Origin of the sequence: Stutzerimonas chloritidismutans, from assembly GCF_038562055.1 — a bacterium.
Lineage (GTDB): Bacteria > Pseudomonadota > Gammaproteobacteria > Pseudomonadales > Pseudomonadaceae > Stutzerimonas > Stutzerimonas chloritidismutans_A.
The window spans coordinates 24,933-39,316 of the sequence record NZ_JBCFXD010000002.1 but is presented as its reverse complement, the minus strand read 5'-3'; the positions used below and the strand labels follow the sequence as shown (position 1 = coordinate 39,316).

The window sequence follows — 14,384 nt, the reverse complement described above, 5'->3', positions numbered from 1 at the left end:
CTTGCTAAGGCCGTGCACCGGCGGGATTACCGTCAAGCACTCGGCGTGACGTGCAAAAGATTGCTGACAGGTCAGGGAAGACGTGTTGGTACAAACAAAACGGTTCGGCCACGGAAAGGCCGCGTTGACCGGCAAAACGAGGAGCAGCAATGAGCAGGAACAAGGGTTTCACGATGATCGAGCTGGTGGTGGTAATCGCCATCCTCGGCATCTTGGCGGCGGTTGCGCTGCCGCGTTTTATCGATGTCGCAGATGATGCACATGAGGCTTCGGTGCGAGGCGTCGGCGGTGCGCTAGCGTCCGCAGTCATGCTCGCGCGTGCACAGTGGGAAGTTAACCGGGGCAAGGGCATTACGTCGAACGATAACGTTGTGGGCTTTGGCGCTGGCAACGTCGACGTCAACACCAGTGGCTGGCCGGTAGGTATCGATGGCGGTAACACCCTTGGCTCGGTTGCCGACTGTCAGGCGCTCTGGACCAACCTGCTGCAGGGCTCCGCACCGACCATCACGGGAACCAGCGCGGATTACGTCGCGACTCTGGCTGGCGCCACTGGCCAGGCCTGCACCTATACCTATCAAGGGCAGGGCAACAACGACACGATCGTCTACGACTCGGCACTCGGTACTGTCGTCACCACTTTCAAACCGTAATACCAACTGCCTCGGGGGCATAGAAATGAAGAAACAACAAAGCGGTTTCACCATGATTGAGTTGATTATGGTGATTGTGATTCTGGGGATTCTGGCGGCATTTGCTATCCCTCAATTCGTAGATCTAGGCGGTGATGCACGGCGGGGCACCCTTCAGGGCGCCTATGGATCGATAAAGTCTGCCTCTGCGCTGACACACTCTGCCTGGCTTGCCCAAAACAATGCTGATGCCGCTTCGGTAAAGGTTGAAGGAGGCACGGTCGCGATGGTTAAGAAAAGTGGGTATCCGGCGGACTCTGCAATCGCTGCAGCGGCTGGAATTATCTCCTCTGACTTTACTATCGATACTGATGCTACTGCAGGAACTGTGATCAGCCCTAAAGGCGCAACGGATAAAACAAAGTGCAACGTAACCTACAAGGCTCCTGGAGAGACTGCAGGGACAGTGCCGACGATCACCTTGTCGTCTGACTTGACGGGTTGCTAATAGCTATCAAGAAAGCGAGGGCTCTTTATCAAGGCCCTCGGGACGGGTGCCAGCCAACACGAAACACTTTTGAGACTGCAATGAGCGATGCCCGCGGCTTCACCCTCGTCGAGCTGATCATGACACTCGTCGTCATCGGCATCCTCGCCGCTGTGGTGGGGCCGCGATTCTTCGATCGACGGGTGTTCGACGAGCGCCTGTTTTTCGAAGAGACAGTCTCGGCCGTGCGTTACGCACAGAAGCTAGCCTTGGCGAGCGGCTGCCTGACCGAGGTCAGCTTGGGGACTGGTGGCTACCATCTGCGCCGTGCGGCGAACTGCACCTCGGGCGCGTTCAGCGCCGAGGTGCAGGGACCGGACGGCCAGACACCCTTTGCCAATACCGACTTGCCTGCGGGCGTATCGGTGTCGGCTTCCAATTTCCCCGTGGTGTTCGACTCGCTGGGGCGGCCCTCCAGCGCGGCGAGCGCGACCATCGGCGCGTTCACCTTTAGCGTGACTGCCGAAACCGGGCTGGTGCAATGAGACGCCAGCGCGGCATGACGCTGGTCGAGCTGGTGATCACCATCGTGATCATCGGTATTGCGGCCGCGGCACTGTTTAATGCCATGGCCTCGATAACGGCACGTTCCGCCGATCCACTGCTGCGTCAGCAGAGCCTGGCGATCGCTGAGGCATATCTGGAAGAAATCGAGTTGCAGGCGTTTGTCACACAGGCCAACGGCGCGTGCAGCCCTGCGCGCGCCTGCTTCAACGACGTTCGTGATTACGCAGGGTTGTCCGAGACGCCGCATGATGCCTTCGGTACCGCGATTGCTGACTTGGCAGCCTATAACGTCGCCGTTTCGGTGAGCGGCCCAGATGCCTGGAGCGGCGTACAGGCTCTGCGTATTGACGTCAGCGTAACCGATCCGGCTGGCGCTACATTGCAGCTCAGCGGCTATCGAACCTGCTACGGCGAAACGGACGCCTCGGGGGCGAGCCTATGCCCCTGAAGTTGCGCGGCTTCACTTTGGTCGAGCTGGTTATGGTCATCGCACTGGCCGGCTTGGTGGCTGTGATGATTTCGACGGTGTTGGGTCGACCGATGGAAAGCTTCGCGGCGCAGAGTCGTCGTGCCGAGTTGGTCGATCTCGGTGCGAGCGCCCTTCAGCGGATGACGCGGGACGTCAGGCTTGCGGTCCCCAACTCCCTGCGTGTGTCCGCCGACGGGCAGGCGCTCGAATTGCTGTTGATCCACAGCGCCGGTCGATACCGTCCGAACCGCAACGACAGCGATGGGCTGCGTTTCGGTGAAGCCGCGACCACCTGCGGAAGTACGACAGCTGATCTGAGCTGTGACAGCGTTCAGCTGCTTGCTCCGTCGATGGATCTCTCGGGGGCGCGTTGGATGGTGCTGTACAACGTCGGCGCCGAGTCTGGCGGTGTACCGCTTGCCGGCGCGAACGTCTGGAAGTTTGCCAATCCGGGTGTGATCACTCCGAGCGGGACGACCTTTTCGCTGCGGGCCGGTGCGCCGGCGGACGAGTCGCTCATTGCACTTGGCAGCCTGCCTGCCAGCGGGTTCCGCTTCGCCCTGGCCTCACCCCAGCGGCGGCTGTACTTTGCTGAAAGCGTGGTTGGGTATCGCTGCCAGGGTGGCGAGCTGGTGCGCTATAGCTACAACCAGTTACTGGAGAGTCTGCCCCTGTCGCCACCGAGCGGTTCCAACCCGCGAAAACTCACCGGCGACGTCAGCCAGTGCCGCTTCAGCTACCGAGCCGGCACCGCGCAGCGGGGAGGGCTGTTGAGCCTTGAGCTCGGTATCGCTCAGGATGGTGAGACCCTTCGCCTCACCCAACAGGTTCACGTCGACAATGCGCCCTGATTTCCGAGCACCACGACATTCGGCCGGATTCGGCCTGGTTGCAGCGTTGTTCCTGATGATTGTGGTAACCGTCATCATCATGACCATGGCACATCTGTCTGCGATCCAGCACGGGACCAGCAGTCTTTCGATTCAGCAGGCACGCGCGTACCAGGCCGCGCGAGCGGGGCTTGAATGGAGCATCGCTCGAACTCTGGACAACGGGACCTGCGCGGTGGGTTCACTGAGCCTGAGCGGCAGTCTGTCGGAGTACAGCGTGGCCGTAACCTGCGTCTCGAGTGTTTACACGGAAGGCACATCCAGCGTCGCGATCTACCGACTGACCGCGACTGCACAGAACGGCACGCCAGGCAGTCGCCCGGATTATGCCTATCGCCAGTTGACCGCCGTCGTGGAGCGTTGAGTTGAAAGAGGCAAGCGTAATAGGGCGTCTATCGATGGTTGTTTGCCGGCTCTTGACGCTGGGGACGCTCCTCCTGACGGGACAGGCGATGGCCGAGAGTTATGCGCTGGAGACGAACCAGAAGAATCTGCCCCCCTGCAGCGGTGACTGGAGCAGGAGCAACGGCAATAGTGTCTACACCTGCTCGGGTCAGGTCACGCTCAGTGCTGGTGACATGCTTGCTGCAAGCGGTGCTGTAACGCTGCGGGCTGCCGGTTTCTCAATTGCCAGCGCCACGATCGGCAGCAGCAGCGGGCCGATCTCCATCGAGGCTGACTGGGGTGGCATCACGGCGACTGGCACGTCCAGTTTCAGCGGGACGGTGTCGTCCAACGGCAATATTTCGTTGGACAATACGACCATCGCTGGCAGCCTGACTGGGAGAAGCCCAATCGCCATGAGCGGTGGCAGCGTCGGAGGGGATGTCAGCTCGGTATCGGGCTCGATTCGGCTCACCGGGGTTACCGTAACAGGCGCGGTAACGGCCAATAGCGGATCTATTACGCTCAGTGGCGGCAGCGTGGCAGGGCTGGTCAACAGCGACTGCTGCGACGTGGTGACCACTGGAACCAATCTTCAAGGCGGAGCCCGTTCGGGGTCGTCTTCGCTGTCGATCACCGGTGGGGCCATCCAGGGCGATTTCTCCTCGAATAACGCTGCCACCTTCAACACCGTGACGATGGTGTCCGGCACGGTCTTGGCGGGATCGATTTCATTCACTGACAGTACGGTTGGCTCTTCCACGGCGTCTGTGACCATGACGTCGCGCAATAACGCGATCACTTTGTCCGGGTCGCTGGTGTACGGCGATCTCACTGCCCCTAATTACTCGACGGTGAATGTGAAAGATGGCAGTGCCGTCTATGGCACCTGCCGGCCAAACTCTACGCCGGCTAATGCCTGCAAGAGCAAGACGTTGCTGCTTAGCTGGTGGCTGAACGAGGGGAGTTGGAGTGGGGCCGCGGGCGAAGTGCTGGATCGCTCTGGCAACAACCTGAACGGTCAGGCTTATAACGGTGCTTCGACCGCCGCTACGACGCCGGCGCTCGCCACGGTAGGCGGGCAGGGCACCTGCCGCTATGGCAGTTTTACTGCGGCGTCCCGGCAGTATGTTCAGACCGCTCACAGCGATCTACTGAGCCTGCAGCAGGAATTCACCATTGGCGTATGGGTCAGACCGCGGACCCTGCCAGCAAGCGGTCTCATGAGCATTCTGTCCAAGGACGAAAACTACGAGTTCCATCTGCGCCCGGACGGCACGGTCAACTGGTGGTGGCAAACCACCGGCCCGAGCGCCACTCGAGAGTTCAGCAGTACTGGCAAGGTTACGCTTGGCCAATGGAACCATGTGGTCATCCGATATACCGCAGCCCAACAGTCCATCTACATAAACGGAGCGGTGGCAGGCCAGGCGAGCCTGAGTGGTACGCCGCGCTCCAACAACGACCCACTGCAATTGGGCTGGGATCAGCTTGCCGGACGTTACTTCGACGGCGATCTGGACGAGCTGCGCATCTATCAAGGGGCGCTCAGCAACTCGGATATCGCTGCGTTGGCGACCGAGCGCCACGCCTGCAGCAAGGCACTGCAGTGCGTCAGCGATGATTTCAACAGGCCGCAATTGGGTATCGATTGGGTTGTATCCAGCCGAGGCTTGACGGGATTCACGCCTGCGATCACCGGCAATCGACTGCGCCTGACCAGCAATCAGGGCAACGTGGCCACGGCGAGTGCCTTGCAACGACTGTTTCCGGGGGAGGGCAATTTCATCCAGGCCCAGTTCAAGTACTACGCCTACAACGGTAATGGAGCTGACGGCATCGCGCTGATCCTGTCGGATGCTACGCAGACGCCACAGCCGGGAGGGTACGGCGGCTCGCTGGGCTATGCCCAGCTCAATTCCACCAGCGGCTTTGCAGGCGGCTGGTTGGGGATCGCGCTGGATGAATACGGTAACTTTTCCAACCCGACGGAAAATCGCCAGGGTGGGCCAGGACTGCGACAGGACTCCGTTTCCATACGCGGCCCAGGCTCGGGAACATCCGGTTATCGTTACCTTGCAGGCACCCCAGCAGGGCTGAATCCCGGAGTAGACAGCGCCACCAGCAGCAGCGCTGCGCCTGGCCACACCTACCGCATCACCATAGATGCGCGGACGGCGGGCAAGGCGTTGGTTACCGTCGAACGCGACACCGGTTCAGGCTTCGTGGTACTTCCGGGGCTGGAGAGTTTCGATGCCCTGGCCGCTTCAGGCCAGACATCAATCCCGGAAAACCTCTACCTGTCCCTGACGGGGTCAACCGGCGGCTCGAACAACGTCCATGAGATCGATGACCTGCAAGTCTGCGCCAGCGAGATCAAGCCAATCGGTCAGCAGATACATCATTTCGACCTGAGTTATTCGACCCCTGTCCTTACCTGCAACCCACAGGCGGTCATCGTGACGGCATGCTTGAACGCCGACTGCTCGCAGCGCTATACGGATCCAGTGAAGGTCACATTGACCGCAACTAACGGCGCAGTCTGGCAGAACGGAAACGCCGTCAGTTTCACAGGCGGCCAAGGCAGGGCGAGTGTCCAGGTCACCAAAGTGGGCGAAGCCGTGATTGGCGTCGGCGGATCGACTCCGTCCGCGCTGTCATTCAACACCACGACCTGTTCCAGCACTGGGTGCAAGCTGATGAGCGTCGAAAGCGGCTTCATATTCGATGTGCCTACACTTACTGCTGCCAAGCCTCGGGAGAAGATTGCCTTCCGTGCGGTCAAGGCTGATCCAAACGATCCCTTGCAGTGCATACCCGGTTTCGATGGCGGCACGCGGAACGTCGCGTTCAGTTCAACCTATGCCAACCCGGCCACTGGCACTCAGCCTGTCATCGTCAACGGTCAGGCAATAGGCGCGAACGCGACCGAGGTGCCGCTCAGCTTCGACAGCCAGGCGGTCGCCTGGCTTTCGGTGCGCTACGACGACGCCGGGAAGATGATCCTAGCAGCAAGTTACGCGCCCACTTCCGGCAACGAGGCAGGACTGCTGATGCACGGCAGTGATCAGTTCGTCAGCAAGCCCTACGGACTCTGCATCCAGACGATTCCTGCTGCGGAACAAGCCTGTACCAGCAATGACACCACGTGCCCATTGTTCAGCAAAGACAGCACAATCATCCGAGCCGGCGATCCTTTCCCGGTCTCGGTTCGGGCAGTGGGTTGGCAGAGTGACGGCGAGGCGCTCACCGCTGATCAACTGTGTGTCGGGAATATTACAACGCCGAACTTTGAGCTGGCCGGAATCGCACTGACCACTGAATTACTGGCTCCCGCGTCCGGTAAGCCCGGGACGCTCTCGTTGACGGCTTACTCCCATGTTCGGGGCGTAGAGACAAAGCTGGTCGATGCCGCTCAGCGAAACGTAATGTCTGTATCTGAAGTCGGCATCTTTCGCTTGATCGCTACGCCGCCAGTTTACTTTGATGAGCCAATAAACGGTGGAACGAGCAACCGGCTCGGACGGTTCTCGCCGGCCTTTCTCGGCGCGACCGGCAGCGCCAGCCTGACGCCCAGCTGCGGCCCTGGATTCAGCTATCAAGGCCAGCCGATGGAATTCGCGGCTGGCTGGGAGCCGACGCTGACGGTGACCGGACACAACCGTCAGGGTGGTATCACGCGAAACTATGACCGAGGGGGATTCTGGCGATTGAGTCCGCCGGAGGCAGGCAGCTACAGCTCGGCAGTAGGGCGCTCTGGACTCGACACACGGTTGACCACGATTGGAAATGCCACGACTGCCATTGAAGGCGCGGGCGATGGTGACGGCAGCCGGACCTACCGCTGGAGCGGGCAATCCCTCGTCTATGACCCGGCGGCCAAGCCGTCAGCCGATGACTTACCGTTCAAGGCGAAGATCAATCAAGTGTTCAACGCTGCCAGTCTGACCGACGCCGATGCTGCATGCCTGATGGGGGCTACCCTGTGCCAGTCATACAGCTACGATTTTGTCGACCAGCCGGGCAGTGCAGTGCGCCTGGGTCGATTGAGCATCGGCAATGGCCACGGCTCGGAACTGCAGCCATTGACGCTGCCGTTGACGGTGGAGTCCTGGCAGACGATGCCGGCCGGTCACGGCTTTCGAACCGAGTCCGAGGACTCGTGCACCAATGCAGCTTCGCTCGGCAACGCGCTGCTGGATGGTTTCACCGGGCGGCTGACCGATGGCGAAACCTCGGCGGTCGTGCCCGGCCTCGGTTCGGGGATGGGGCGCGTCGAACTCAATGCGCCAGGGCCTGGTAACGATGGGTCTGTACAGGTGTCGTTTCCCGGCATCCCTGAATGGCTCCGCTATGACTGGCGCGGAGCGGGGCGCGAACCAGGACGAGGACTTGCTACATTCGGTATCTACGGCGGCTCGAAGCCGCTGATATTCCGCCGCGAACTCTATCGCTAGATAAGCAAAAGGGCCGCATTTGCGGCCCTTTTGGCGGGTGTAAAAGAGGGGAATCCCTGGCCTGCCTGTACCAGGGTCCCCAAAACTGGTTACCTGGGTTATTGCAGAGGGCGTGCCAACTGTTGCAACTTTCTCTGCTGTCACGGTTGGTGGCTGTCAGACGGTAGCCTTGGGGCTTCGGTGAGTGGCCTGGGTGCAGCGTCTGTGCGGGTTTCAGCGGCTTTTGGCGGTTTTGACTGCAGACGGCCCGAGCGGTATGGCTGGTTGCCAGAGGCTTTAAGTGCTGGCCCAGGCAGGGTCTTTACGCTTGTTCGAAGGGCACGCCACTGTCGTCGTGCCCACCTTTGGCGCAGCTCAGTTCTGTTCCGGCCAAACTCGCAGCGGAGCGCCTTCTGCGGGCCAGAAGCGCAGTTGATCGATCCTGGAAACGTCCCAGCGCTCTATCTGCGAGAGTAGTTCGAGGAAGTGCTGTTCCTGCTTCATGAGGTGTTCAGGGCACATCTTGCGCGTACTACCGATTTCGCTGAAGCGCAGCTTTTGGCCGTCCAGCTGGTTGCTGGCGAACCAGTGGTTACAACCGGCGTTGCCATAGGCGCGGTCTTCGCTGAAGGTCAGCGAGACAGGGTTACGGCCTACCACGGGATCGTCACCGATCCACTCGGCGATATAGGTGACTTCGTTCTGCAGGGTCAAGGGTTCTACCGAACAGCCCGTTGTGGACAAAAAGGCCAAACCGGCCAACAGGGTTTTTTTCATGGATTTGCCCTCTGGCACGCAGGACACAGGTGACGGCCTGCGTCGTTCTTCCAGCCCAGTTCGGCGATCCGCGCTTCGGCCGCAGGGGCGCGGGCGGCTTCGCCCTTGGCGGCATCTACGGCGAACTCGAAATCCAGCTGTTTGCCGCATTCGTCGCAGTCGACCTGCCAGTTGATGATCGCCAGTTCCTTGAAGACCGGCCCGTTCGCCACGGCCATCCACTGGCCTGGTGGATTGATCAGGTGACGAACCTTGTCCACGGTCAGGCGCTGGGATAGTTCACGGCTGCCCTTGAGGGTGACGATCAGGACGTCACCGGCGCGCACGTTGCCGCCGTTACCGGTGACCTGGTAACGGCCCGGTGCCAGGGCGCGGCATTCGGTGAGGGTGTGTCCGGGATTGAGCAGGGTGTAGCGGAAATCGTGTTCGGCCATGACTCGCGATCAGTTCGAAATGGGGAGGGGCGATGAGGCCGCAATGCTAGCACGGCATCGGCTAGGTGGGCTGTCGAGACAAGGTTTGGCGGCTCTAGTGGCGAGATAGATGTCGCGGATTCTTGGAGACCAGGTGGTGCGGGACGGCCGATCACTACCGCGAATTGCACATATGTGATCGCTAACGAGACAAATCGCGGGTGGGTCATAGGCAACCGGTGTTTCGGCGACGCTAGCCCCTCACCCCAGCCCTCTCCCCTCAGGGGAGAGGGGCCAGGCCATGCAGTAGTTTCGGATGTATTGGAACTGCATCCACTAAGCCATCCTTGGCATTGGCTATCAGGAGTGGTCAATGCCTTCAATACAACCAGAACGCTGAAGCAGAGCGTTCAGCTATCCATCATCCAAGCCATTCGCAACGAGTGCCGGTGCAATCCCCGGTAAGTCATGGTCGGCTGCTATCGAATGTTTCGTCGAGAAACCGTTGCATGTCGTTCCAGGAGCGCTCGTCTGCAGCCTTGTTGTAGGCCACGTCAACGCCTTTTTCCTGAAACTTGTCAGCGCCTGGATTGGTGAAGCCGTGTTTGGCGCCGGGCAGGTTGACGAATTGGTAGTCGGCGCCGGCCTTGACCATCTCCGCGCTCAGGGCTGCGACGTCTTCGGCGCTGACCATGCTGTCTGCGCTGCCGTGCTCTACCAGTACGCGCGCTTTGACGATGCCGGGCGCTGCGCGGGTTTCGGTGGCCAGTGCCCCGTGGAAACTGACAACGCCTTCCAACGGTACGCCTTGACGCGCCATGTCCAGCACGACCTTGCCGCCGAAGCAGTAGCCAACCGCAGCAAGTTTGGCAGCGTCGGTCTGCTGTTGCTGTTTCAGCAGATCCAGGCCGGCGTTGAAGCGGGCTTTGGCGGCGTCGGCATCAGCCAGCGCGGCTTTCATGAAGCTCATCGCGTCCTTTGGATGCTCGGTGTTCTTGCCTTCGCCGTACATGTCGATCGCCAGAGCGCTATAGCCGAGTCCGGCCAAGTCGCGGGCGCGGCTTTTGGCGTAGTCATTGAGGCCCCACCATTCATGGACCACCACGACACCCGGGCGCTGGCCTTCTATTGCGTCGTCGTAGGCGTAATAGCCGACCATCTTGGTGCCGTCGGCGGCGGTGTAGGGGATTTCCTGGGTCTGAATATCAGCGTGAGCGAAGGCGCTGAAAGCCATCAATGCTGCACCGAACAGGGGATAGCGCATGGTGGAATCCTTGTTGTCGTTGATGTCGAGACAATCCGATAAATAGCTGGAGTTCGACATAGCTGCAACAGGGTTGTTCAGTGCCTTGGCAAAGGGGTGAAGCGTATTCGGCTAGCGAGTTTCGATGACCCGAGCCCGTACCTGGGCTCAGGTTTATCAGTCCAATCCGGCGTCTGTCCGAGCCGAAGCCCGTTTACCAGCCCGGCACGCCATGCATGTCCGGCAGGCGGTGAGCGATGCCCTTGTGGCAGTCGATACAAGTCGCTTCGCCTTTACCCAGGGCAGTGGAGTGGAACTCAGCGGCGCGTTTGCTCTGGCGGGTGAAATCCATGAACTCGTAGTTGTGGCAGTTGCGGCACTCCAGCGAGTCATTGGCCTTCAGGCGACGCCATTCACGCTCGGCCATTTCCCGGCGCATGCCGAGGAACTTTTCGCGTGTGTTGATGGTGCCGAAAATCTTGCCCCAGACCTCCTTGGAGGCCTGCATCTTGCGCGCGATCTTGTCCGTCCATTCGTGCGGCACGTGGCAATCCGGGCAGGTCGCGCGCACGCCGGAGCGGTTGGTGTAGTGGATGGTGTCCTTGATCTCCATGTACACGTTGTCTTTCATCTCGTGGCAGGAAATACAGAAGGCTTCGGTATTGGTCGCCTCCAGCGCGGTATTGAAACCGCCCCAGAAGATGATGCCCGCAAGAAAGCCCCCGAGTGTCAGCACGCCCAGGCTGTAGTGCACGCTCGGTCGGCGCAGGACGGTCCAGTAACGCTTGAGAAACGACAGTATTGACTTCATCCAGGCGTCCTCACTGTTCGTTCTGTTTGTTTTCGTGGTACAGCAGCTCGTCGATGTTCTCGAAGTTGTTCTGCACCAAGGGTTTCACATCGTGCTGCACCACATGGCACTGGGTGCAAAAGTAGCGACGTGGGGCAACAGCGCCCAGCGTCTGGCTATCGCGGTCGGTGAAGTGCGTGATGCTGATCATTGGCGCCTGGGTACGCGCACTGTTGGCACGGCTGTGGCAGGACAGGCACTTGTTGCTGTTCTTGTCGACCTGATAACCGCGAATGGTGTGCGGAATGGTTGGTGGCTGCTCCGGATAGTTGCGTTCGCGCTTGAGGTCCTTGTTCTCCTCATCCTTGAGCGGCGGCGGGGTGAACTCCTGGGTGATGGTGCCGCCCGGCCGGCGACCGTCCGGAGCAGGCGCATCCAGTGGGTAATCGGGCCCGGCTGCGACGGCCAGGCCAAACACCGCGAGGAGCATCAAAGGCAGTAAACGGTATTTCATGGTGACTCTCCTCAGGCGATGCTGACCACTTCGATCTTCACGGCACACTTCTTGAAGTCGGTTTGCTTGGAGATCGGGTCGGTAGCGTCGAGGGTGACCTTGTTGATCAGTTTGTTGGCATCGAAGAAGGGCACGAAGATCAGCCCCTTCGGTGGCTTGTTGCGACCACGGGTTTCGATGCGGGCCTGCATTTCACCGCGACGACTGATGACCTTGACCACACTGCCGCGACGGGCCTTGAGGTCACGCGCATCGTCGGGGTGCATGTACACCAGGGCATCGGGTACAGCCTGGTGTAGCTCATCGACACGCTGGGTCATGCTGCCGGTGTGCCAGTGCTCCAGGACGCGGCCGGTGCTGAGCCAGAACGGGTACTCTTCGTCCGGCATCTCTGCAGGTGCTTCATAAGGCAGTGCGAAGATGATCGCTTTCTTGTCCGGGTAGCCGTAGAACTGGACGCCTGAGCCTTTCTCGACGTAGGGGTCATGGCCTTCACGGTAGCGCCAGAGGGTTTCCTTGCCGTCTACGACGGGCCAGCGCAGGCCGCGCTCCTGGTGATAGCGGTCGAAGTCGGCGAGGTCGTGGCCGTGGCCGCGGCCGAACTGGGCATATTCCTCGAACAGGCCTTTCTGCACGTAGAAACCGTAGTCCTCCGACTCTTGATTTCGATAGCCTTCCTGGATGTCCGACACCGGGAAATTGTCGACCTGACCGTTCTTGAACAGCACCTCGAACAGCGTTTTGCCCTTGAGGTCCGGTGTCTTGGCCAACAGCTCCGCCGGCCACACTTCCTCAGTGGTGAAGCGCTTGGAAAACTCCATCAATTGCCAAAGGTCGGAGCGCGCTTTGCCAGGCGGGCTGACCAGTTGATGCCACAGGTGCGTGCGACGCTCGGCGTTGCCGTAGGCGCCTTCCTTTTCCACCCACATCGCGGCGGGCAGGATCAGGTCTGCTGCCTGGGCAGATACGGTGGGGTAAACATCGGAAACAATCACGAAGGTTTCCGGGTTTCGCCAGCCCGGCAGCACCTCCTGCATGATGTTGGGCCCGGCCTGCATGTTGTTGGTGGCCTGGGTCCAGTAGACCTTGAGGTTGCCATCCTTCAGCTCGCGGCTTTGCTGCACGGCATGGAAACCGGGTTTTTCCGGGATGGTGCCTTCGGGAAGCTTCCAGATCTTTTCGGTAACGGCCCGATGCTTGGGATTGGTAACGACCATGTCCGCAGGCAAACGGTGCGAAAAGGTGCCGACTTCACGTGCCGTACCGCAGGCTGACGGCTGTCCGGTCAGCGAGAAGGGGCTGTTGCCGGGCTCGCTGATTTTCCCTGTCAGCAGATGAATGTTGTAGATCATGTTGTTCGCCCAGACCCCGCGGGTGTGCTGGTTGAAACCCATGGTCCAGAACGACATCACTTTCGTTTTCGGATCGGCATAGAGTTCGGCGAGCATCTTCAGCCGTTCTGCCGGAACACCCGATTCACTGGCTGCACGCTCCAAGGTGTAGGGCTTGAGGAACTCGGCATAATCTTCAAAGCTGATGTCGGTCCAGCCGCCAGCGGTCGCCGCGTTCTCGGCCTTCATCTCCAGCGGATCGGTTGCCCGCAGGCCATAACCGATGTTGGTATTGCCTTTGGCGAATTTGGTGTGGTTCTTGATGAAGTCCTGATTGACTGCGCCACTCTCGATGATGTGGTTGGCGATGTAGTTGAGGATCACCAGGTCGGTCTGCGGGGTGAACACCATCGGAATGTCCGCAAGATCGAAGCTGCGGTGCTCGAAGGTCGACATCACGGCGACTTTCACATGCGGCGCGCTCAGGCGTCGGTCGGTCACTCGTGTCCATAGCACCGGGTGCATTTCGGCCATGTTCGAGCCCCAGAGCACGAACGCGTCGGCGGCTTCGATATCGTCATAGCAGCCCATGGGCTCGTCCATGCCGAAGGTACGCATGAAGCCGACGGCGGCGGACGCCATGCAGTGCCGCGCGTTCGGGTCGAGGTTGTTGGAACGGAAGCCGGCTTTCATCAGCTTGCTGGCCGCATAGCCTTCCCAAACGGTCCACTGGCCGGAACCGAACATGCCGACGGCGGTGGGGCCGTGGTCCCGCAGCGCAGCCTTGTACTTCTCTTCCATGATGTCGAACGCTTGTTCCCAGCTCACTGGCTGGAATTCGCCTTGCTTGTCGTACTTGCCGTCCTTCATTCGCAACAACGGCTCAGTGAGGCGGTCGTCGCCGTACATGATTTTCGACAGGAAATAGCCTTTGACGCAGTTGATGCCGCGGTTGACCTCGGCCTTCACATCGCCATGCGTGGCGACCACGCGGTCGCCGCTGGTGGCGACCATCACACCGCAGCCGGTGCCGCAGAACCGGCACGGCGCCTTGTGCCACTTGAGTGCCGTCGCTTGCGGATCAGTAACGAGATTGCTGGCGCTGGTAGCGATAGGCATGCCTGCCACGCTGGCGGCGATGGCCGCGGCGTTGGCTTTGGCGAATTGACGTCGTGTGAGGCTCATTCAGGCTCTCCTTCGGGGCTGAGGAGTTCGTGGTAAATCAGGGCAGCGTTGAGGACGCCGGGTAATTGTTGGATGTGGCTGATGGTGTCGAGAATGCGGCTTTCATGCTCAGCCTCGAGGACCACCACCACTTTTCCGGCGGCGCTTTCCTGATGCAGCTCTGTGCCAGGCAATACCACCAGGTTCTGTTTCACTGCATCCATCAGCTCGGGGCGGCAGTGCACGAGCAGGCTCGCGATATGCAAGGCATTGGTCATTTTTGTTAT

The 14,384-nt window shown here is 60.3% G+C and carries 14 protein-coding genes; 7 read left to right on the top strand and 7 right to left on the bottom strand.

The annotated features are described in order from the left end of the window. The first annotated feature begins 149 nt into the window (after positions 1-149). The 7 genes from AAGW23_RS03540 to AAGW23_RS03510 all read left to right on the top strand — a co-directional run bounded on the left by AAGW23_RS03540 (position 150) and on the right by AAGW23_RS03510 (position 7,886). The gene (locus AAGW23_RS03540; RefSeq protein WP_342404992.1) at positions 150-653 is read left to right on the top strand and encodes a type II secretion system protein; all 504 of its coding nucleotides are present in this window, start codon (positions 150-152) and stop codon (positions 651-653) included. Positions 654-678: 25 nt separating this feature from the next. Continuing rightward, a complete protein-coding gene (locus tag AAGW23_RS03535; RefSeq protein ID WP_342404990.1) occupies positions 679-1,140 on the top strand; it encodes a type II secretion system protein in 462 nt (153 codons plus the stop codon). An 80-nt stretch (positions 1,141-1,220) separates the two neighbouring features. After that, the gene (locus AAGW23_RS03530) at positions 1,221-1,664 is read left to right on the top strand and encodes a type II secretion system protein (protein WP_342404989.1); all 444 of its coding nucleotides are present in this window, start codon (positions 1,221-1,223) and stop codon (positions 1,662-1,664) included. After that, complete coding sequence (locus tag AAGW23_RS03525; protein WP_342404988.1) at positions 1,661-2,134, top strand: prepilin-type N-terminal cleavage/methylation domain-containing protein; 474 nt, start codon at positions 1,661-1,663, stop codon at positions 2,132-2,134. The genes AAGW23_RS03530 and AAGW23_RS03525 overlap by 4 nt, the downstream gene beginning before the upstream one ends. Then, on the top strand, positions 2,125-3,006 hold the full coding sequence (locus tag AAGW23_RS03520) for a type II secretion system protein (protein WP_342404987.1): 882 nt from the start codon (positions 2,125-2,127) through the stop codon (positions 3,004-3,006). The genes AAGW23_RS03525 and AAGW23_RS03520 overlap by 10 nt, the downstream gene beginning before the upstream one ends. Beyond that, a complete protein-coding gene (locus tag AAGW23_RS03515) occupies positions 2,996-3,409 on the top strand; it encodes a hypothetical protein (RefSeq protein ID WP_342404986.1) in 414 nt (137 codons plus the stop codon). The genes AAGW23_RS03520 and AAGW23_RS03515 overlap by 11 nt, the downstream gene beginning before the upstream one ends. Before the next feature lie 88 nt (positions 3,410-3,497). Continuing rightward, positions 3,498-7,886: a DUF6701 domain-containing protein gene (locus AAGW23_RS03510; RefSeq protein ID WP_342404985.1), complete on the top strand. Its 4,389-nt coding sequence runs from the start codon at positions 3,498-3,500 to the stop codon at positions 7,884-7,886. Positions 7,887-8,240: 354 nt separating this feature from the next. Here AAGW23_RS03510 and AAGW23_RS03505 read toward each other — a convergent pair whose 3' ends face one another. From AAGW23_RS03505 to AAGW23_RS03475, 7 genes are all read right to left on the bottom strand, one after another. Continuing rightward, positions 8,241-8,642: an META domain-containing protein gene (locus AAGW23_RS03505; protein WP_342404984.1), complete on the bottom strand. Its 402-nt coding sequence runs from the start codon at positions 8,640-8,642 to the stop codon at positions 8,241-8,243. Then, entirely contained in the window at positions 8,639-9,076 is a 438-nt protein-coding gene (locus tag AAGW23_RS03500; protein WP_342404983.1) for a hypothetical protein, read from the bottom strand. The genes AAGW23_RS03505 and AAGW23_RS03500 overlap by 4 nt, the downstream gene beginning before the upstream one ends. 445 nt (positions 9,077-9,521) lie before the next feature. Beyond that, the gene (locus AAGW23_RS03495) at positions 9,522-10,319 is read right to left on the bottom strand and encodes a dienelactone hydrolase family protein (protein WP_342404982.1); all 798 of its coding nucleotides are present in this window, start codon (positions 10,317-10,319) and stop codon (positions 9,522-9,524) included. Positions 10,320-10,512: 193 nt separating this feature from the next. Next, positions 10,513-11,109: a cytochrome c3 family protein gene (locus AAGW23_RS03490; RefSeq protein ID WP_342404981.1), complete on the bottom strand. Its 597-nt coding sequence runs from the start codon at positions 11,107-11,109 to the stop codon at positions 10,513-10,515. Between the two features lie 10 nt (positions 11,110-11,119). Further along, positions 11,120-11,602, bottom strand: a complete 483-nt coding sequence (locus tag AAGW23_RS03485; protein WP_102834686.1) for a nitrate reductase cytochrome c-type subunit — start codon at positions 11,600-11,602, stop codon at positions 11,120-11,122. An 11-nt stretch (positions 11,603-11,613) separates the two neighbouring features. Further along, positions 11,614-14,118, bottom strand: a complete 2,505-nt coding sequence (gene napA, locus AAGW23_RS03480) for a nitrate reductase catalytic subunit NapA (protein WP_319297883.1) — start codon at positions 14,116-14,118, stop codon at positions 11,614-11,616. Further along, on the bottom strand, positions 14,115-14,375 hold the full coding sequence (locus tag AAGW23_RS03475) for a chaperone NapD (protein WP_342404980.1): 261 nt from the start codon (positions 14,373-14,375) through the stop codon (positions 14,115-14,117). Before AAGW23_RS03475 ends, napA begins: the two co-directional genes overlap by 4 nt. Between the last annotated feature and the right edge of the window lie 9 nt (positions 14,376-14,384).